We start from the raw sequence: 20,611 nt of genomic DNA, 5'->3' as shown, positions 1-20,611 counted from the left end.
CCCACCGATCAGTTCGTTCCTGCGCCGTCTTCGCAGACCATGCGCTCGACATCGAGCTTTCCGCAGCGCAGCGGCGCGCGCCAATCGCTGATCAGGTGCTGCGACGCCGGCAGATAGTCGGACCAGGCGTCACCGGCTACCGTGGTCGGGGTCTGCCACACCACGCTGAACTGACCGTCATCCTGGATCTCGCCGATCATCACCGGCTTGGTGATGTGGTGGTTGGGCATCATCGTCGCCGCACCGCCGGAGAGATTGGGCACGGTCACGCCGATGATCGCGTCCTTGACCGCATCGACGTCGGTGGTACCGGCCTCCTCGACCGCCTTGAGCCACATGTTGAAGCCGATGTAGTGGGCTTCCATGGGGTCGTTGACCACTGCATCCTGATTGCCGGTGTAGGCGACCCAGGCATCGATGAAGTCGTAGTTGGCGTCGCTGTCGACACTCATGAAGTAGTTCCAGGCCGCCAGATGACCGACCAGCGGCGCGGTGTCGATCCCGGTCAGCTCCTGCTCGCCGACCGAGAACGCCACCACCGGAATGTCGGCAGCCTTGACCCCCTGGTTGGCGAGCTCGTTGTAGAACGGCACGTTGGCATCGCCATTGATGGTCGAGACCACCGCGGTCTTCTTGCCCTGACTACCGAAATCCTTGACCCGGGAGACGATCGACTGCCAGTCGCTGAAGCCGAACGGGGTGTAGTTGACCATGATGTCGTCGTCCGCCACGCCGTGAGCCTTGAGATAGGCCTCGAGGATCTCGTTGGTGGTGCGCGGATAGACGTAGTCGGTACCCAGCAGCGCCCAGCGCTCGACCCCCTGCCCCATTAGATAGTCGACCGCGGGGATCGCCTGCTGGTTGGGCGCGGCGCCGGTGTAGAAGATGTTCTCGGAGGATTCCTGACCCTCATACTGCACCGGATAGAACAGCAGTCCATCGAGCTCCTCGACCACCGGCAGCACCGCCTTGCGCGAGGCCGAGGTCCAGTTGCCGAAGATGACGTCGACCCGCTGGTCACCGGTGAGCAGGGTGCGCGCCTGCTCGGCGTAGCGCGACCAGTCAGAGGCCGGATCCATCACCACCGGCTCCAGCTGGCGCCCGAGCAGACCGCCGGCCTTGTTCTGCTGATCGATCAGCATCAGCATCTCGTCTTTCAGCGTCGATTCGCTGATCGCCATGGTGCCGGAGAGGGAGTGAAGGATACCGACGCGGATCGGGCCATCGTCGGCGGCCAGCAGCGGCGCCGAGACCCCCGCCAGCGTGGTGGTGAGCACGGATGCTGCGATCAGTTTGCGTAGGGCTGTTGTTGTCATGAGACGCTCCTGAAGAATCCCTGGGTGGGTGTCCGGCGCCGCCGGCGCACCCCTCCCTAGCCCTCATGCATTTTTCGTGCCCTTTTTAATCGAGCCCGGGTCTTTGTATACAAAAAACCACCCTTATCGCACCGCCAGCGCGCGCCGCGGCCACGCAGGACGCGCTCCGAGAGGCTCAGTTGAGCACGTAACGTCCGCTTCGGTATTAGATTCATGAGCCAGGTCAAGACGTTGGGGTCGCCACCCGACGTAGATGGACATGCACCAGAATGGATACAAAAAAAGGCGCCCGTGTCACGGGCGCCCCAAAAGCGTGCAAACCACCGATCGAAACTCGCTGACGTCACCTCGCCAGTTCATCAAAAACGCAGTTCATCCATGGCCATCAACCCAGTCGCCGCCGCCTCGAGCTGGCGCGCGTGGGCCTCGCTGCGCGGCAGAAGACGCTCGAGGAAGTGCTGCCCCACGATCAGCTTGTCGCGATAGTCGGCCTCCCCCAGAGCCCCGTCTTGATCGAGCCCACGCACCGCCGCGCGTGCCGCCTTCCACCACATCCAGGCGTAGACGCTGAGCCCGGTCAATTGCAGGTAGTCGTGGGCCGCCGCGCCGGCCTCGGCCGGATCCTGCGCCGCGCGCTCGAGCAGTTGACGGGTCGCCTGTTCCAGCCGCGTTGCGGCAGCCTCGGCAGCGGCATGGAAGGGCCGCAGGCGCGTGTCATCGGCGGCGCCATCCTCCAGGTCCGCGCGCAGACGTGCCAGCAGACGCTCGACATAGGCGCCGCCGTTACGCACCAGCTTGCGCCCGACCAGGTCCATCGCCTGGATGCCGTTGGTGCCTTCATAGATCATGGCGATACGCGCATCGCGCACGAACTGCTCGGCGCCCCACTCGACGCAGTAGCCGCTGCCGCCGTAGAGCTGCTGGGCCTCCACCGTGGCCTCGAAGCCGCGGTCGGTCAGAAAGGCCTTGGCTACCGGGGTCAGCAGCGCGACCATCTCCTCGGCACCGGCGCGGGTCTCGGCCTCCGGATGGTAGCGCGCGCGGTCGAGCTCGCGGGCGACGAAGGCCGCGAATAGCCGTCCGCCCTCGTTCCAGGCGCGCACGTCCAGCGCCATGCGGCGCACGTCCGGGTGTACCAGAATCGGGTCGGCGGGCTTCTCCGGCGCCGCCGCGCCGCCGGGGGCACGGCTCTGCAGGCGCTCGCGAGCGAAGTCGATCGCGCTCTGGTAGGCGATCTCGCCAAGGCCCAGACCCTGCATACCGATCGACAGCCGCTCGTAGTTCATCATCGTGAACATCGTCGCCAGACCCTGGTGCGGCTCGCCGATCAGCTCGCCCCGTGCCGCCTCGAAGTGCATCACGCAGGTGGCGCTGGCCTTGATCCCCATCTTGTGTTCGAGACCGCCGCACACCACACCGTTGGCCTCGCCGGCCTGCCCCTCGTCATCGACCACGCGCTTGGGCACCAGAAACAGCGAGATGCCCTTGGCGCCCGGTGGCGCGTCGGGCAGCTTGGCCAGCACCAGGTGAACGATGTTGTCGGTGAGATCGTGCTCGCCGCCGGTGATCCAGATCTTGCTGCCGGTGATGGCGTAGCTGCCGTCGTCGTTGGGGGTCGCGCGGGTCTTGATCAGCCCCAGGTCGGTGCCGCAGTGGGGCTCCGTCAAGCACATCGTGCCCAGCCATTCGCCGGCGTAGAGTCGCGGCAGGTAGCGCGCTCGAGTCGCTTCGTCGGCGTACTGGTCGAGCAGCAGCGCGGCGCCGTTATTGAGCGCCAGATAGAGCGCAAAACTCGAGTTGCTGGCGTAGAGCATCTCGTCGAAGGCCAGCGTGAGCAGCTTGGGCAGGCCCTGACCGCCCAGCGCCGGGTCACCGGCGAGCCCGCACCAGCCGCCCTCGGCGAACTCGGCGAATGCCTCGCGGAAGCCCGCCGGCGTGGTCACCCGGGCGCCGTCGAACTGACAACCCTCGGCATCGCCGCTGGCATTGAGCGGCAGCAGCTCGGCGCTGACCAGCCTCCCGGCTTCTTCCATCACCGCGTCGGCGAGTTCGGCGTTGAGCTCGGCGGTGGCCGGCATCGCCGCCCATTCACGCTCGGCGGCGAAGACCTCTTCACGCACGAAACGCAGATCGTTCAGCGGGGCTCGATAGTGTGCCATGACCTCTCCTGCGGCGAATGTCGAATGCAGCCATTTTCAAACGTTCGTTTCAATATACGTCGAATGCCGCCCGACGTGCACTCTGACCTTGGTCTAGCAGGCTGCGCGAGCGCCGCTATCCAGACAATCGCGGGCTCGTTCCACACGCCCTGCGACCTTGGTATAGACGCTGTGCGGCCCGGCGTCGCGGGCAGATACGTCGCGCGCGCGCCGGGGACGGTTGGAAGCACCGACTTGATTCAGGATAATTACAAAACTTGCACGTTCGTGACGATACGCCAGACTAGAGGCGCAATGGCGCATCGCCACCACCGCCAGCAAGTCAATAACGGGACGCGATCTCGCCACGCCCTGAAGGCGCGGCCTGGTCCGTCATGTGGTAATCATTAGGGAGACGGCTAGTGGCTCAAGAAGATCCTAACAACCAGCCGGCCGCGCCGCAGGAAGGCGTACCGGCCCCCGAGGGACCCTCCAATCTGATCGATACCGACTACGTGATCGGTCAGGACAACATCAGGACCAACAAATTCGGCTTCGACGTCGACCTGCACGGCAAGGTCTTCTCGATCTCGTCGCTGATGATCCTGTTCTTCGTCATCATCACTCTGGCCCTGCCAGAGCAGATGGGGCCGATCTTCAACGGGGCAAGGAGCTTTCTCACCGACAACCTGAGCTGGCTGTTCCTGTTAGCCGCCAACGTCTTCGTACTGGTCTCGGTGGGGCTGATCTTCACCCCCCTGGGCAAGGTGCGCATCGGCGGTATGCACGCCAAGCCCGACTTCAGCTATGCCGGCTGGTTCGCGATGCTGTTCGCCGCGGGCATGGGCATCGGCCTGATGTTCTATGGCGTCTCCGAACCGATCACCCACTTCGGCACCTCGCTGGCCGGCGACTCCTGGGCGCCGCTGGGCGGCGCCGCGGGTAACGACGCTGCCTCCCAGTCGCTGGCCATGGCCGCGACGATCTTCCACTGGGGCCTGCACCCCTGGGGCATCTACGCGGTGGTCGCGCTGTCGCTGGCGCTGTTCTCCTTCAACAAGGGGCTGCCGCTGACCATGCGTTCGATCTTCTACCCGATCCTGGGTGAGCGCATCTGGGGCTGGCCCGGCCATATCATCGACATCCTGGCGGTCTTCGCCACGCTGTTCGGCCTGGCCACCTCGCTGGGTCTGGGCGCCTCCCAGGCGGCCGCCGGTCTGCACTATCTGTTCGACGTGCCCAACACCAACGTGACCATGGTCCTGCTGATCATCGGTATCACCCTGGTGGCACTGGGTTCGGTCATGCTGGGCGTGGACAAGGGCGTGCAGCGGCTGTCGCAGATCAACATGGCGCTGGCCTTCATTCTGCTGGTGTTCGTGATCTTCGTCGGCCCGACCCTGCTGCTCGCCACCGGCTTCGTCGAGAACATCGTCTCCTACCTGAAGTATCTGCCGGCACTGTCCAATCCGTTCGGCCGCGAAGACACCAACTTCGTCCACGGCTGGACCGCCTTCTACTGGGCCTGGTGGATCTCCTGGTCGCCGTTCGTCGGCATGTTCATCGCCCGCGTCAGCCGCGGCCGCACCGTGCGCGAATTCCTGATCGCGGTACTGCTGGTGCCCACGCTGGTCTCGGTGATCTGGATGACCGCCTTCGGCGATACCGCCATCCATCAGCTGGTCGGCGATGGCTTCCAGGGGGTCAAGGATGCGGCACTGGAGCTGCAGCTCTTCACCATGCTGGGCCAACTGCCGCTGACCGCGATCACCTCGTTCCTCGGCATCGTGCTGGTGATGGTGTTCTTCATCACCTCCTCCGACTCCGGGTCGCTGGTGATCGACTCGATCACTGCCGGCGGCAAGGTCGACGCGCCCAAGCCGCAGCGCGTGTTCTGGGCACTGATCGAAGGCGCGATCGCCATCGCCCTGCTGCTGGGCGGCGGTCTGACCGCACTGCAGGCGGCGGTGATCACTACCGGCCTACCCTTCACCATCGTCTTGCTGGCGGCGTGCTACGCCATCATCCAGGGTCTGCGCTCCGAACCGCGCACCTGAAGCCAGTGCTGTAAACGCAACGAGCGGCCCAAGGGCCGCTCGTTGTCGTTCTGCTACTCCTTTGCCGTTTCCGGCCGACGAAAGAACGCTTCGCCTCACCGCACCTGTCCCGCTCTACCCGCCGTCACCGTCCTGCACTGCACCCGCCTAGGTTTCCCCGACACAGGCTTCACCGCCCCACACGTCATCTCACCACACGTCATTCATCGCCAGAGCGCACCGACCGGCGTCTCCCAGCTGTAGTGATAGAGAATCTGTGCCTGCAGCAGCTCCGCCGTGGCCAGCGAATCGATCAGCGCATGGTGACCGGTATACGCCGGCAGATTGTAGCGCTGACGGCTCTCGTGCAGGCGGATCGAGGCCACCGGGCGTCCCGCCCAGCGGCGCAGACGCGCCCACCATGACTGGCGATGGATGCGCGCCTCCAGCGACATGGTATCGAGCATCGGAAACAGCAGCCCTTCGCCGAGGCGTTCTCGGATCGCGGCATCGAGGAAGCTGCGTTCGAGCTGGCGGTAGTGCACTACCACCAGCCGCCCGTGAAGCGCCGCCAGCAGCTCGTCGATGATGGCGGAGAAGTCGGGCGCGTTCTCCACTTCAGCGTGGGTGATATGGTGGAAGGTCACCGACTCGTCACTCAGCCGCCGCCGTGGCGACAGCACCCAGTAGCGCCCCTGGGCGGGTCGGATCCGCGCCAGCGTGAACGGCACCACGCCGACACTGACGATATCGTGGCGCCCTGCGTCGAGCCCGGTGGTCTCGAAGTCCATGGCCACCAGCGGCGCCTCGCCGATCGGCATCTCGGGGTCGAGTCCACCGCCGGCGAAAAAGCCTGCCAGGCGCGCATCCTTGGCCTCGGCAGCGCGCGCGGCGAGGTAGCGTGGCCAGGCTTCGAGCTGGCGGCGGCGCACCTTCGGCACCCGCCTCACGATGCGCTCTCGCCGCGCTCGTTACCCTGACTCCGCGACGCCCCCTTGCCGGGCAGGGTATAGCGGAAGGAGAGAAACTTCTGGGCGTGGCTGATCGCTTCGAAGGCGTCCTTGAGGTGGTGACGCTCGCGGCTGCCCACGTGCTCGGGATCGACGCTGTTGTCCGGCTCCTGCCCGTGCTCGATCGCCTCGGCCTGATGCCGGATACGCACCATCGACAGGAACTCGAAGGCGTAGCGCAGCCGTTCGGCGACCCCCTGTCCCACCAGCTTGGTAGCAGCGATATCGTCGAGACGGGCAAAGGTGTTCTGGGCCTTGGAACCGCAGGCCAGCGCGTGCACGCGCACCAGATCGGTCAGCGGCGCGGTGCCACGACGCTTCAAGTTGATCGATTTGCGATGCTCGCCATCCTGCTCCATCACGAACTTGCGGAAGAAGCCCAGCGGCGGCGTGCGGTTCTTGGCGTTGCGCGCCAGCGCGGCGAGGAACAGCTCGCTGCGCGGCGCCTGCTCGGCGATCAGATCCTGCAGCGCCTCGACCATCGGTGACTCACCGTGGACCGGCGCCAGGTCGAAGAAGATCGAACTGTGCAGCAGACGCTCCGGGTTGGGCTCGCGCATCCACTTCTCGAAATAGCGCTTCCACACCGCCAGCGGCTGGCGCCAGCGCGGGTTTGTGGCCATGACGTCGCCCTTGCAGTAGGCGTAGCCACAGCCGGCGAGACCGTCGCAGACGAACTTGGCCAGCGCTTCGAAATAGTCGCCGTGCTGCTCGGGATCGTAGGCGTCGTCGAGCACCAGGGCGTTGTCCTGGTCGGCGTTGATGGTCGGCTCTTCCCGCGCCATCGACCCCAGCACCATGAAGCAGTAAGGCACCGGCGGCGGCCCCAGCTCGGCCTCGGCGAGCTCCAGCAGACGCTGGGTGAAACCGCGCCCGATGGTCGCCAGGGCGCGGCTGATCATCTCGGAGTTGGCGCCATCGGCGACCATGCGCACGAAGCCGTTGCGCACCTCGGTGGAGAGTCGGGAGAGCTGGGTCGGGGTGTTCTGGACGAAGATATTGTTGACCAGGAACAGGCTGCTGTGGGTTTCGTGGCGCACGATGTCCGAGAGGTGCAGGATGCCCATGGGCTGGCGGCGGTGCAGCACCGGCAGGTGGTGCACCTGGTTGCGCAACATGCACAGCATCGCCTCGTAGACCGACTCGTCGGACTGGATCACGATCGGCCGCGACGACATCACCTCGCCCACCGGCGTCTGTGGCGACTTGCCCTCGGCCAGCACGCGGGTGCAGAAATCGCGGTCGGTGAGGATACCGTTGAGCTTCCAGTGACGACCGTCGCGGCCGACGAAGGTATACGGCGATTGCGATTCGGTGAGGTCCACCACCAGCACGCAGGTGGTGTTCTCGTCACGCATGCGCTGAGCCGCTGCCTGCAGCGTGGTGTCGGCCTCCACCATCTGCGGCTGGCGCGTGATCAGCTTGCGCACGCGGGTGGTCATGAGGCCACTGTCGTCGCGCTGCTGCTGCACCGTTACCTTGAGCCGCCCACCGGTGTCGACGAACTCGGAGAAGTCGTCATCCACCTCGCAGATCTCGTCGAAGATATCCGCCGGCACGAAGTAGATCAGGGTATCCTCGATCGCCCGCACCGGATAGCGCACCCGGCGCTGATGCAGCAGATCCGAGTAACCGAAGATGTCACCCTCGCCCAGCCGGTTGAACAGCCGCCCGCTGCGCTGGTACATCTCCACCGCGCCGCTGCGGATATACCACAGCGAATCGATCGGCTGATCCTTGGAGAGCAGCTCGCTGCCGGCCTGGAAATAGCGAATCTCGATCGATCCGGCGATACGGTCGAGCAGATCGTCCGAGAGATGATCGAAGGGCGCGAACTGTGCCAGATGGCCGCGGATGTCCAACTGCTCGATATTCATGGCGGCCTCCCGGCCCAACAACGTCGACTGTCTGCATTTTCGAAGCGCCGGGCAGTGGCGTCAACGCGCAGTGGCCGATGGCCCGGTGGCTCAGAGGGTATTTACAAATTCGACGAGCGAAGCCGAGACAAGGCGAAATCGACCGAAAACGCGGAGTTTACACGGGGTAAATGAGTATTTTGACCGGGCTCGCGTACGAGGTCGATTTCAACGCCGTATCGTCGAGCGCAGTCATTTTGTGAATACGCTCTCAGGCGCTGTCCGCGCGGGAGAGCGGTGTCGGATGCTTGCCCTCGACCCAACCCAGGGCACCGCTGGCGGTGGGCTGGAACCAGGCGAGGCGCGACGCCAGCGTGACCACGCTGCCGATCACGATCAGCGTCGGCGGGCGCGGCGGGTCGTCGGCGAGGCTCACCGGCAGGCTATGCAGAGTGCCCAGGTGCACGCGCTGGCTGGCAGTGGTGCCCTGCTCGACCAGCGCCAACGGGGTCTGGGCGTCGAGACCGTGGGCGATGAGCTGATGGCGGATCAGATCGAGGGCGCCCAGGCCCATGTAGAACACCAGTGTCTGATCACCGCGGGCCAGCGCCGGCCAGTCGAGATCGCAGCTGCCGTTCTTGAGATGGCCGGTGACGAAGCGCACCGACTGGGCATGGTCGCGGTGGGTCAGCGGAATGCCGGCGTAGGCGGCACAGCCCGAAGCCGCGGTGATGCCGGGCACCACCTCGAAGTCGATCCCGGCCTCGGCCAGCGTCTCGAGTTCCTCGCCGCCGCGACCGAAGATGAACGGATCGCCCCCCTTGAGACGCACCACCTCGTGCCCCGCCTGCGCCCACTCGACCAGCGCTTGATTGATCCCCTCCTGGGGCACGCTGTGCCGCGAACGCGCCTTGCCCACGTAGAAGCGCCGCGCCTCGGGGTTGGCCAGCGCCAGAATCTCCTGGCTCACCAGCCGATCGTGGACGATCACGCTGGCGCGCTGCAGACGCTTGAGCGCGCGCAGGGTCAGAAGCTCCGGGTCACCCGGACCCGCCCCCACCAGCGCCACCCGACCGCGCCCCCAGGGCACGTCCGCCCGATGCTCGGCGACGGCGTCGACATCGATGCGCGGCGGCAGCCGCGCACTGGAGAGCGCCGGCCAGCCACGCACGTGGACCAGCGCCCCGGCCGCCCGTGCCGCCTCGGCGAGCTGACGATCCAGGGCATGCTCGCCGGAGGCGATCAGCCACAGCTCTCCCGCCGCCGGTGCCGGCACCGCCGCCGCGTGAGACCAATCCTGCTGCGCGCACAGCGCGGCCAACGCCGGCATCGGCGCGGCGGCGTGCAGCGTCAGGCCCACGCCGCTGCCGGCCACCTGGCGGGCGAGTGCGAGCGCCTCGCTGCCGCCACCGATCAGGCGTAGCGTCAACTGGGAGGGATCTAACTGGAGCGTCAGAGAGGGCGTCACGAATCACCGTCGGGTCGAGTGGAGCCGGGCCAGGATGGCCGGGGTCGGCGCGGCTCCGTTCAGCCGGCGCCGCAGCGCCTTAGAACCGGACACACCATTTGACCCCAATGCTTATAGCCAAATTCTAGGGGTGCCTCGAAGGATCCCGAAGGAACGCTTTCTTGTAGCGTTATAACCAACTTGCCATATCATCGCCGACGATCCACGTGGCAAGCGGCGGCCAGTCACCGACCGCCAGCGTCCCCGGGCCGGAACCCAGGAACCATGGCCCTGCAACCCGCCCAGCCGCCTGCCCCGCGGCGCCTGCCGGGGCAGGCGATCACGGGCGGTATCGAGTCGTCACTCGGCGTTGATCTGTGCGATGCCGCCAAGGTACGGGCGGAGCACCTCGGGCACATCGATGCTGCCGTCGGCGTTCTGGTAGTTCTCCATCACCGCCAACAGGCAGCGCCCCACCGCCAGCCCCGAGCCGTTGAGGGTGTGCACCAGCTGTGGCTTCTTCTGCTGCGGATGACGGAAGCGCGCCTGCATGCGCCGGGCCTGGAAGTCCTCGCAGTTGGAGACCGAGGAGATCTCGCGGTAGGTCTCCTGGCTCGGCAGCCACACCTCGAGGTCGTAGGTCTTGGTCGCGCCAAAGCCCATGTCGCCGGCACACAGGGTGACCACCCGGTAGGGCAGCGCCAGCGCCTGCAGGATCGCTTCGGCGTGGCCGCGCATGGTCTCCAGCGCGTCGTAGCTGGTCTCGGGATCGACCACCTGGACCATCTCGACCTTGTCGAACTGGTGCTGGCGGATCATGCCGCGGGTATCCCGGCCATAGGCACCGGCTTCGCTGCGGAAACAGGGGGTATGGGCGGTGAGCTTGAGCGGCAGCTGGGTGTGGTCGAGAATCTCGTCACGCACGAAGTTGGTCAGCGGCACCTCGGCGGTCGGGATCAGGTGGTAACCGCTATCCTCGAGGCGGAACAGATCCTCGCCGAACTTGGGCAACTGGCCGGTGCCCATCAGCGAATCGGCGTTGACCATGTAGGGCACGTAGCACTCTTCGTAGCCGTGCTCGAGGGTCTGCTTGTCGAGCATGAACTGTGAAAGCGCCCGGTGCAGACGCGCGATCGGCCCGCGCATCACGGCGAACCGCGAGCCCGTGAGCTTGGTCGCCAGCTCGAAGTCGAGATAGCCGAAACGTGCGCCCAGGTCGACGTGATCGCGCACCTCGAAATCGAAGGCCCGCGGCGTGCCCCAGCGGTGCAGCTCGACGTTGTCGTCTTCGTCGGCGCCTTCGGGTACGCTAGCGTGCGGCAGGTTGGGCAGCCCCGCGATCAGCGCATCCCACTCGCTCTGCACCTCGGCCAGCTGGGTCTTGGCGCGGTCGAGCTCGTCGCCGAGCTGGCCGACCTCGTCGAGCAGCGGCTGGATATCCTCGCCCGCCGCCTTGGCCTTGCCGATCGCCTTGGAGCGCACGTTACGCTCGTTCTGCAGCTGCTCGGTTGCGGTCTGCAGTTCGCGGCGCCGGGACTCGAGCGACTCGAGCGACGCGGTATCGAGCGTGAAGCCGCGCAGGGCCAGACGTTGAGCGACGAACTGCGGATCACTCCGCAACAGCTTGGGATCGAGCATGGTGGCGTTCCGTTGATTGACGTCTTCGAGGGTCAGCACGACACGTGTGGCCCCATGGGCACCCGCCTCGCCTGAGCGATCGTTTATTGTAAGGAAAAGCCCCGACCGGCACCATGACCCCTCGCCGCCGCGAGGCCGTGGCGCCCGAGCCATGATGCGACTCGCGCTCGCCAAGGCGCGAATCTCCGAATAGATAGCGTGTGCCGCCCGCCGGCCGCCGTGACAGCTTGATGACCATGATGATCGAACGCCTTGACCCGGCCGGCGACGCCTCGGCCCTGAACGCGCACTACCGCCGCTTCCTCGACGACCTAGAGCAAGCTGGCTTCAGCGGCGAGATCGCACCGGAGCTGGCCGACCGCAGCGTGCTGGCCACCGACAACTCGATCTACCAGCGCCTGCCGCAGGCGGTGCTCTACCCCCGCGACGCCGAAGACCTCGAGCGCATCGCGCGGCTGATCGCCCGCGACGAGCACCGTAGCATCGTGCTCGCCCCCCGCGGCGGCGGCACCGGTACCAACGGCCAGTCGCTGACCGACGGTCTGGTGGTGGATCTCTCCCGCCACATGAATCGGATTCTGGAGATCGACGTCGAGCGTCGCCGCGTGCGCGTTCAGGCCGGGGTGGTCAAGGATCAGCTCAACGCCGCGCTCAAGCCTCACGGGCTGTTCTTCGCCCCGGAGCTCTCGACCTCCAACCGCGCCACCATCGGCGGCATGATCTCCACCGACGCCAGCGGCCAGGGCAGCTGCGAGTACGGCAAGACCCGCGATCACGTGCTCGAGCTCGACGTCGTCCTGCATGGCGGCACGCGCCTGCACAGCCAGCCGCTGGCGGAAGAGGCACTCGCCACCGCCTGCGCCCGCGACGACGCGGTCGGTCGTGTCCACCGTGAAGCCCAGGCGGTGGCCACCGAGCAGGCCGAGCTGATCGCAGCCAAGTTTCCGCCGCTGAACCGCTGCCTCACCGGCTACGACCTCGCCCATCTGATCGATGCCGAGGGGCGCTGCGACCTCAACAGCCTGCTGTGCGGCGCCGAGGGCACGCTTGCCCTGCTCAACGAGGCGACCCTCAACGTGCTGCCGCTGCCCGCGCATTCGACCCTGGTCAACGTGCGCTACGCCGGCTTCATGGACGCCCTGCGCGACGCCAAGGCGCTGATGAACGTCGCGTTGCCGGATCAGCCGCAGCCGCTGCGGCCGACCTCGATCGAGACGGTCGACGACAAGGTGCTGATGCTGGCGATGGACGACTTCGTCTGGGACAGCGTGGCCGAGTTCTTCCCCGCTGACGCCGAGGGCACGCCGATCCGTGGCATCAATCTGGTCGAGTTCAACGACGACGACCCCGACCGTCTGGCCGAGCGCGTGCGGGCGTTCGTCGACCACCTCGGCGCGGATACCAGCGTCGAGCGTCTCGGTTATACCCTGGCCGAGGGTCGCGCCCAGATCGCGCGCGTCTATGCCATGCGCAAGCGTGCGGTGGGCCTGCTCGGCAACGTCAAGGGCGAGCGCCGCCCGATCCCCTTCGTCGAGGACACCGCGGTGCCGCCGGAGCGGCTCGCCGACTATATCGCCGAGTTCCGCGCCCTGCTCGACGCCCATGACCTCGACTACGGCATGTTCGGTCACGTCGACGCCGGCGTGCTCCACGTGCGCCCGGCGATCGATATGAAGGACCCGGCCCAGGCGCGCCTGATCCGCGAACTCTCCGACGCCGTGGCCGCACTGACCCAGCGTTACGGCGGCCTGCTGTGGGGTGAGCATGGCAAGGGGGTCCGCTCGGAGTACTCGCCGCGCTTCTTCGGTGAGCTCTATCCGGCGCTGCAACGAATCAAGGCCGCCTTCGATCCGTACAACCAGTTCAACCCGGGCAAGATCGCCACGCCGCTGTCTATCCGGCCCGAAGACGCCGGAAACGCAACCCCGTCTGCCATCCGGCCCGACAACGCCGGAAACGCAACCCCGTCTGCCATCCGGCCCGACAACGCCGAAAACGCAACCCCGTCTGCCATCCGCCCCGAAGACGCCGGAAACGCAACCCCGTCTGCCATCCGCCCCGAAGACGCCGGAAACGCAACCCCGTCTGCCATCCGGCCCGAAGACGCCGGCGACGCGAATCCGTCGTCTGCCAGCCGGCCCGACGACGCCGGAAACGCGATTTCGGTCCGCGCCGAGGAGGAAGACGCCGGCACACGCGGCAAAACCGGCGAGCGGGCGGCAATCGAGGTCGACCCCGGCCTGCTGACGGTGGATGGCGTACCCACCCGCGGCGAGCTGGACCGCCAGATCGACGAGCGCGTGTGGCAGGAGAATGCCAGTGCGGTCTACTGCAACGGTAACGGCGCCTGCTACAACTACGATCCCGCGGACGCCATGTGCCCATCGTGGAAGGCGACCCGCGACCGCGTGCACTCGCCCAAAGGGCGCGCCAGTCTGATGCGCGAGTGGCTCAGGCGCCAGGGCAACGCCGGGGTCGACGTGGTCGAACTCTCCCGACGCACCCGCCAGGAAGGCACTCTGGCGTGGCTGCGCGACCAGCCCGGCAAGCTCCGCCGCGGGTTGGCCCGACGCCGCGGCGAGGCGGACTTCTCGCATCAGGTGTATGACGCCATGGCCGGCTGCCTGGCGTGTAAATCGTGCGCCGGCCAGTGTCCGATCAAGGTCGACGTACCCGACTTCCGCTCGCGCTTTCTGGAGAGCTACCACAGCCGCTATGCGCGGCCGCTGCGCGACTACGTGATCGGCGGTCTCGAGTTCGTGGTGCCCCATCTGCCGCGGGTGGCACCGCTCTACAATGCGCTGCTCGACAACCGCCTGATCGACCGCCTGCTGACCCGCACCCTGGGCATGGTCGACAGCCCGCGTCTCTCGCGCACCCATCTCAAGAAGGTGCTACGCGCCTGGGGCGTGGTCGAGGCCACGCCCACCAGCCTGGCCCAGCTGATGCCCGAGGAGCGTGCCCGCAGCGTCGTGCTGGTGCAGGACGCCTTCACCAGTCACTTCGAGTCGCAGCTGGTGCTCGACATCATCGAACTGCTCACGCGGCTGGGTCTGCGCGTCTTCGTCGCCCCCTTCCAGCCCAACGGCAAGCCGCTGCACGTGCAGGGCTTCATCGGCCGCTTCCAGCGGGTGGCGGCCCGGCAGGCCGCGCGGCTCAAGACCCTGGCCGAGTTCGGTGTACCGCTGGTGGGGATCGACCCGGCGATGACCCTGACCTATCGCCAGGAGTACGTGAAGCTGCTGGGGCCGGCGGCGGTGCCCGAGGTGCTGCTGCTGCAGGAGTGGCTGCTCGCCCGCGGCCCGTCGCTGCTGCCGGCGCGCTGGCAGGGCCGGACGGTCGATGACGCCGACCCCGGCTATCGGCTGCTGTCGCACTGCACCGAGAAGACCAACGCCCCGGGCAGCCCCAAGGCGTGGCAGCAGCTCTTCGCCCACTTCGGGCTCGCCCTGGAAAACGTCGCCAGCGGCTGCTGCGGCATGTCCGGCACCTACGGTCACGAAGCGCGCAATCGCGCCACCTCGGAGGCGATCTACGACCTCTCCTGGCGCGAACCGGTAGAAGACGACACCGCCGGCCCGCTGCTGGCTACCGGCTACTCCTGCCGCAGCCAGGCCAAGCGTCTGTCGCAACGCCAGCTGCTGCATCCGCTCCAGGCACTGCTGCAGATCGCCCGCCGCCGCGACCAGACGAGCTGAGACGCACCAAGGCCCACCGCGCAAGACGACGCCACATGGCCTATGCTCTGCGACCCGCACGCAGCGGTGTCGCAGGCATTGCATCGCCGCCTCGGCGCCGCTAGTCTGCGCGCCTTTCGAACCGCCACTGGAATCGCCTCGGAGAGCCTGGCCATGGAAAACGCTGCCCTTGCCCTGACCGGCATCGGTCTGCTGGCACTGATCTGTCAGTGGCTGGCATGGCAGTTGCGCCTGCCCGCCATCCTGCCGTTGCTGCTCGGCGGCGTGCTCGTCGGCCCCATCACCGGTTGGCTGCAGCCGGACGCCGTGTTGGGCGATCTGCTGTTCCCGCTGGTCTCACTGGCGGTGGCGGTGATCCTGTTCGAGGGCAGCCTGACGCTCGACTTCCGCGAACTGCGCGGCCACGGACGCACGGTCAGCCGACTGGTCACCTGGGGCGCACTGATCACCGCGCTGATCGGGATCGCTGCGGCACACCTGGTGCTGGGGCTATCGTGGGAGATGTCCAGCGTGCTCGGCGCGCTGCTGGTGGTCACCGGCCCCACCGTGGTACTGCCGCTGCTGCAGACCCTGCGCGCCCGCGAGCACGTCAGCCAGATCCTGCGCTGGGAGGGGATCCTGATCGACCCGATCGGCGCCATCGGCGCGGTTCTGGTCTATGAGTTCGTGGCGCTGGGCGCCTCCAACGGCGCCGCCACCCATACCCTGATCAGCTTTGCCCAGACCGCGGTGATCGGCTTCGGTCTAGGTATCGCCGGAGGCTATCTCTGGGGCAGCGTGCTGCGCCACCACTGGCTGCCGCAGCGGCTGCACAGCTTCGGCACGCTGATGGTCATGCTCACCCTGTTCACGCTCTCCAACCTGCTTTTCCATGAGTCGGGGCTGCTCACGGTGACGGTGATGGGCGTGTGGATGGCCAACATGCGCGGGGTACCGACCCAGCCGATTCTGGAGTTCAAGGAGACGCTGTCGATCCTCTTGATCTCGGGCCTGTTCATCCTGCTCGCGGCACGCCTGAGTCTGGAACAGCTGGGTCTGCTGTCGTGGGAGGCGTGGGCCTTCCTCGCCATTCTGGTGTGGGTCGCGCGGCCGCTGACGGTGTGGCTGTGCACCCTGGGTAGTTCGCTCAACTGGCGCGAGAAGGCGCTGCTGGCCTGGCTTTCGCCGCGCGGCATCGTCGCCGCGGCGGTGGCCTCGCTGTTCGCCATCCGCCTGGAGACGCTGGAGGTGCCGGGGGCCGAGCTGCTGGTGCCGGTGACCTTCCTGGTGATCATCAGCACGGTGGTGGTGCAAAGCCTCTTCTCGCGCCCCCTGGCACGCCTGCTGCGGGTCAGCGAACCGACACCGTCGGGCTTTCTGATCATCGGCGCCAACCCGGTTGCCCGCGCCTTCGGCCAGGTACTGCAGGAGGCCGGCTTCGTGGTCCGCCTGTGCGACCACAACTGGGATGCGGTGCAGGAAGCCCGCATGGCCAACCTGCCCACCTACTACGGCAACCCACTGTCGGAGCACGCCGCCCAGCATCTGGAGCTCACCGGTATCGGCCATCTGCTACCGCTGTCGCCCTACCGCGAGCTGAACAATCTCGCCGCACTGCACTTCGAGCACATCCTCGGGCACGGCAAGGTATTCCGCCTGGCCGTGGAGTCCAGCCGCAGCGCCAAGCGCCACCACCAGCAGGCCCTCGCTCATCTGCCGCTGCTGTTCGACGGCAACACCAGCTTCACCCGGCTGTCGAGCCTGATCGGCCAGGGCGCGGTGTTGCGCCAGGCCAAGATCAGCGAGAACTTCGACATCGAGGACTATCGGCGCATCCATCAGGATCGCCTGCTGACCCTGTTCACCCTCTCCGCCAACGGCCGTATCCGCACCGCGACCGCGGAGAAGCCACTGATGCCCAAGGCGGGAGACACCCTGATCAGCCTGATCTTCCCCGACTCGCCGGAGTTCTGACCAGAGCTCTGACCAGCGCTCTGAGACGCCGCGAACAGCGCCTTTGAATGACGGAAATAGACCCTGAACGACGAACACCGCCTCGAGGGCGGTGTTCGTCGTTCAGGGCAGGCGTTGCCTGCCGGGGCGCTCGAGCGGCGGGCTCAGAAGAACAGACGGCGCAGCGCGCTGCCCGGCTCGGCTTCACGCATGAACGCCTCGCCGACCAGGAAGGCGTTGACGTCGTACTCGCGCATGCGTTCGACGTCGTCGCGGGTATGGATGCCCGACTCGGTGACCACGGTCACCCCAGCCGGCACCCGCTTGAGCAGCTCGAAGGTGGTATCCAGCGACGTGGCGAAGGTGTGCAGGTCGCGGTTGTTGATACCCACCAGCGGCAGATCGAGCGTCAGCGCGCGCTCCAGCTCGAACACATCGTGGACCTCGACCAGCACGTCCATCCCCAGCTCCCGCGCCTGGCGGTAGAGGTCCTTGAGCTGGACGTCATCCAGCGCTGCCACGATCAGCAGAATGCAGTCGGCACCGATGCCGCGCGCTTCGGCAATCTGATAGCCATCGATGATGAAGTCCTTGCGGATCACCGGCAGCGCGCAGGCCTCGCGCGCAGCGATCAAGTAGGACTCATCGCCCTGGAAGTAGTCGGCATCGGTCAGCACCGACAGGCAGCTGGCGCCGGCGGCGGCATAGTCGGCGGCGATCTCGGCCGGGCGGAAATCCTCGCGGATCACGCCCTTCGAGGGCGATGCCTTCTTGATCTCGGCGATCACCGCCGGGTCGCCTCCCTCGATGCAGCGCCTGAGCGCGGCGACGAAGCCCCGCGGCGCGCTCTGCGCCTGAGCGCGCTGCAGCCACGCCTGCTCGCTGGTGCGCGGGCGGCGCTCGCTGATTTCCTCGCGCTTGCGCGCCAGAATCTTGGCCAGAATGGTCGGCAACGCCTTGTCCTGTGATTCACTCATGCGCGGAGCTCTCGGTGTCGGGATGAAGGGATATCGGGGTGAATGGATGTCGAGGTGAAACGTGCCACCCAGCCAGGATCAGTCAGCGAAGACCCGCGTGAAGTCGGCCAGCTCCTTGAGCTTCTCCAGCGGCAGCTTGGAGGCCTGGGCATCCTGCGCCATCAGCACCCCCTCCTGCAGCGAATCGGAGACACCCGACGCATAGAGCGCAGCGCCGGCATTCAACGCCACGATATCACCCGCCGCGCCCTTGCCGACCAGCGCCTCCTTGACCAGCTTGAGGCTATCTTCGGCGGTCACTACCTTGAGTGGCGCCAGCGCCTGGCGTTCGATGCCCAGCGACTCGGGGGTCAGCGTGTACTCGCGAATTTCACCGTCACGCAGCTCAGCCACCCGGGTCGGCGCCGCCAGCGAGATCTCGTCGAGACCATCCTCGGCGTGCACCACCAGCACATGGCGACTGCCGAGCTTGCGCAGCGACTCCGCCACCAGCGGCACCAGATGCGGCGCATAGACGCCGAGCAGCTGGTTGGGCGCGCCGGCGGGGTTGGTCAGCGGCCCCAGGATATTGAACACCGTGCGCACGCCCATCTCACGACGCGGGCCGATGGCGTGGCGCATCGCCTGATGGTGGCGCGGCGCGAACATGAAGCCGACACCGACCTGTTCGATACAGCGCGCGATCGTGGCGGCATCCAGGTCGAGATAGATGCCAGCGACATCGAACAGATCAGCGCTGCCCGCCGACGACGAAACACCGCGATTGCCATGCTTGGCCACGTGCCCACCGGCGGCAGCGACGACGAAGCTCGATGCCGTGGAGACATTGAACAGGTTGGCACCATCGCCCCCGGTGCCGACGATATCGACCACGTTGTCACACTCGAGCACCACCGGCTGCATCAGCTCACGCATGACCTGCGCCGCAGCGGTGATCTCCTCGGCGGTCTCGCCCTTCATCGCCAATGCGATCAGAAAGCCGGCGATCTGGGCATCGGTGGCCTCGCCGGTCATGATCGTCTGCATGATCGCGTGGGTATGGTCGTAGCTCAGATTCTCGTGGCGCAGCAGCGCTCCGATCGCCTCACGCATTTGCATGTGTCTCTCCCTGCGGTTGCGACGCGGTTTGGCGCTTGAGGAAATTGTCCAGCAGCTCGTGGCCCTGGCGCGACAGGATCGACTCGGGGTGGAACTGCACGCCCTCGATGTCCAGGGTACGGTGTCGGAGCCCCATGATCAGCCCCGGCGTGACGTCGCTCTCGTCGGTATAGGCGGTCACTTCCAGGCACTCCGGCAGGGTCGCAGCGTCCACCACCAGAGAGTGGTAGCGCGTCACCTCCAGCGGATCCTCGAGACCGGCGAAAACGCCCTGGCCGGCGTGACGGATACGTGAGGTCTTGCCATGCATCACCTGCGGCGCACGAATCACCTGGCCGCCATAGACCTGACCAATCGCCTGATGCCCCAGACAGACGCCGAGAATCGGGATACGCCCGGCGAAATGACGAATGGCGGCCATCGAAATCCCCGCCTCGTTGGGCGTGCAGGGGCCGGGCGAGACGACAAGGTGCGAGGGCGCATGGCGTTCGAGCCCGGCCAAGTCTATCTCGTCATTGCGCAGGGTGACGACATCGGCCCCCAATTCGCCCAGATACTGGACGATATTGAAGGTAAAACTGTCGTAGTTATCGATCATGAGGACTGGCATGGCAATAAGCTCCTGATGTTCATACGTGATCGCGTCATGACTGTGGTTCCCTGCCCCAGCCGGGCTAGGTCCGGGTCTGTGCCAGCCTCACGGAGCCATCGCTCAAACGAAAAAATGCCGCCCCGTGGGGCGGCATCTTCTACAGACGTCAGCAGGCCGCCCTTGAATCAAAGGCGCCACCACCACTGGATCGGTCTGTACGTCGGAATCTTCATGTCGCCAGTCTGCGTTTGGTGACGATAGCTGTCAAGCGGCCGCGCTCAAACGTCGAGCAGCGACTCATCGCCCCCCGCGACCTCGACGTCGAACAGCGTCTCGATATCGGGAAAGATCACCTCGACGGCACACTGCCCTGCCTTGAGCGGACCCAGGCGCACGCACAGGAACTGCCACAGCACCAGACCATGATCCTGCAAGTAGACGCCGGCGCGGGGCTGCTCCGGAATGGCCAGCCCCTGCTGCAGGCGCGCGGCCAGATGCGGCACGATCGTCTCGGCCAGCCGAGCAGCAGCGTCGAGGTCGCTCTCCCCCACCGCAAGAAGTGCCGGCAGCGCCGGCGCGAAGGCCTCCCACCGCGCATCACCGGCCCGGGGACGAATCGCGACATCGAAGATACGCTCGTTCATCGGCATCTGTTTTCTCGTCTAGCCCTCGCCATCGTTCGCCCTCTTGCCCATTGCGCCCCGCTTAACCCGTTGCGCCTGGAGAGCAAACCACGCGCGCCACCGCCACAGCGGCATTGTGACCGCGAGCCAGGCCACCAAAGGACCGAATAGTACGACCAGCCAGGGCCATTTATGGCCATGATTGCCGCGCGGCGTAGGCGACAGCTTCATGAAACTTAGTGTAGGGTCG

General features: G+C 66.5%; 13 protein-coding genes. 3 read left to right on the top strand and 10 right to left on the bottom strand.

Annotated features, from left to right (window positions below):
• Nucleotides 1-8: 8 nt before the first annotated feature.
• The gene (urtA, locus tag ABV408_RS06950) at nt 9-1,316 is read right to left on the bottom strand and encodes an urea ABC transporter substrate-binding protein (protein WP_353981729.1); all 1,308 of its coding nucleotides are present in this window, start codon (nt 1,314-1,316) and stop codon (nt 9-11) included.
• Between the two features lie 359 nt (nt 1,317-1,675).
• Nucleotides 1,676-3,475, bottom strand: a complete 1,800-nt coding sequence (locus ABV408_RS06945) for an acyl-CoA dehydrogenase C-terminal domain-containing protein (protein ID WP_353981728.1) — start codon at nt 3,473-3,475, stop codon at nt 1,676-1,678.
• Between the two features lie 401 nt (nt 3,476-3,876).
• Here ABV408_RS06945 and ABV408_RS06940 point away from each other — a divergent pair, with 401 nt between their 5' ends.
• Nucleotides 3,877-5,511, top strand: a complete 1,635-nt coding sequence (locus ABV408_RS06940; RefSeq protein WP_353981727.1) for a BCCT family transporter — start codon at nt 3,877-3,879, stop codon at nt 5,509-5,511.
• A gap of 203 nt (nt 5,512-5,714) precedes the next feature.
• On the opposite strand, the gene ABV408_RS06935 is transcribed toward ABV408_RS06940, so the two are convergent.
• From ABV408_RS06935 to serS, 4 genes are all read right to left on the bottom strand, one after another.
• On the bottom strand, nt 5,715-6,440 hold the full coding sequence (locus ABV408_RS06935; RefSeq protein WP_405049926.1) for a 3'-5' exonuclease: 726 nt from the start codon (nt 6,438-6,440) through the stop codon (nt 5,715-5,717).
• Nucleotides 6,437-8,377: a putative nucleotidyltransferase substrate binding domain-containing protein gene (locus ABV408_RS06930; protein ID WP_353981726.1), complete on the bottom strand. Its 1,941-nt coding sequence runs from the start codon at nt 8,375-8,377 to the stop codon at nt 6,437-6,439. The genes ABV408_RS06935 and ABV408_RS06930 overlap by 4 nt, the downstream gene beginning before the upstream one ends.
• 250 nt (nt 8,378-8,627) lie before the next feature.
• Nucleotides 8,628-9,824: a uroporphyrinogen-III C-methyltransferase gene (cobA, locus tag ABV408_RS06925; RefSeq protein WP_353981725.1), complete on the bottom strand. Its 1,197-nt coding sequence runs from the start codon at nt 9,822-9,824 to the stop codon at nt 8,628-8,630.
• A 339-nt stretch (nt 9,825-10,163) separates the two neighbouring features.
• Entirely contained in the window at nt 10,164-11,441 is a 1,278-nt protein-coding gene (gene serS / locus ABV408_RS06920) for a serine--tRNA ligase (protein ID WP_353981724.1), read from the bottom strand.
• Between the two features lie 239 nt (nt 11,442-11,680).
• On the opposite strand from serS, the gene ABV408_RS06915 reads away from it, so the two are divergent.
• Both ABV408_RS06915 and ABV408_RS06910 read left to right on the top strand, forming a co-directional pair.
• Nucleotides 11,681-15,139, top strand: a complete 3,459-nt coding sequence (locus ABV408_RS06915) for an FAD-binding and (Fe-S)-binding domain-containing protein (protein ID WP_353982203.1) — start codon at nt 11,681-11,683, stop codon at nt 15,137-15,139.
• A 153-nt stretch (nt 15,140-15,292) separates the two neighbouring features.
• Nucleotides 15,293-17,092 carry a sodium:proton antiporter gene (locus ABV408_RS06910; RefSeq protein ID WP_353981722.1) on the top strand — a complete coding sequence of 600 codons (1,800 nt, stop codon included), beginning with the start codon at nt 15,293-15,295 and terminating at the stop codon, nt 17,090-17,092.
• A 143-nt stretch (nt 17,093-17,235) separates the two neighbouring features.
• On the opposite strand, the gene trpC is transcribed toward ABV408_RS06910, so the two are convergent.
• The 4 genes from trpC to ABV408_RS06890 form a co-directional block, all read right to left on the bottom strand.
• Nucleotides 17,236-18,048 (bottom strand): indole-3-glycerol phosphate synthase TrpC, encoded by an 813-nt coding sequence (gene trpC / locus ABV408_RS06905; protein ID WP_353981721.1) that lies wholly within the window; start codon nt 18,046-18,048, stop codon nt 17,236-17,238.
• Between the two features lie 78 nt (nt 18,049-18,126).
• A complete protein-coding gene (gene trpD / locus ABV408_RS06900; RefSeq protein ID WP_353981720.1) occupies nt 18,127-19,146 on the bottom strand; it encodes an anthranilate phosphoribosyltransferase in 1,020 nt (339 codons plus the stop codon).
• Complete coding sequence (locus ABV408_RS06895) at nt 19,133-19,756, bottom strand: aminodeoxychorismate/anthranilate synthase component II (RefSeq protein ID WP_353981719.1); 624 nt, start codon at nt 19,754-19,756, stop codon at nt 19,133-19,135. Before ABV408_RS06895 ends, trpD begins: the two co-directional genes overlap by 14 nt.
• A gap of 260 nt (nt 19,757-20,016) precedes the next feature.
• Nucleotides 20,017-20,388 (bottom strand): hypothetical protein, encoded by a 372-nt coding sequence (locus ABV408_RS06890; protein WP_353981718.1) that lies wholly within the window; start codon nt 20,386-20,388, stop codon nt 20,017-20,019.
• Nucleotides 20,389-20,611 lie beyond the last annotated feature (223 nt).

The organism is Salinicola endophyticus (assembly GCF_040536835.1).
GTDB lineage: Bacteria > Pseudomonadota > Gammaproteobacteria > Pseudomonadales > Halomonadaceae > Salinicola > Salinicola endophyticus_A.
Note: the sequence above shows the minus strand (reverse complement) of the source record. Positions and strands in the feature narration are given on the sequence as shown.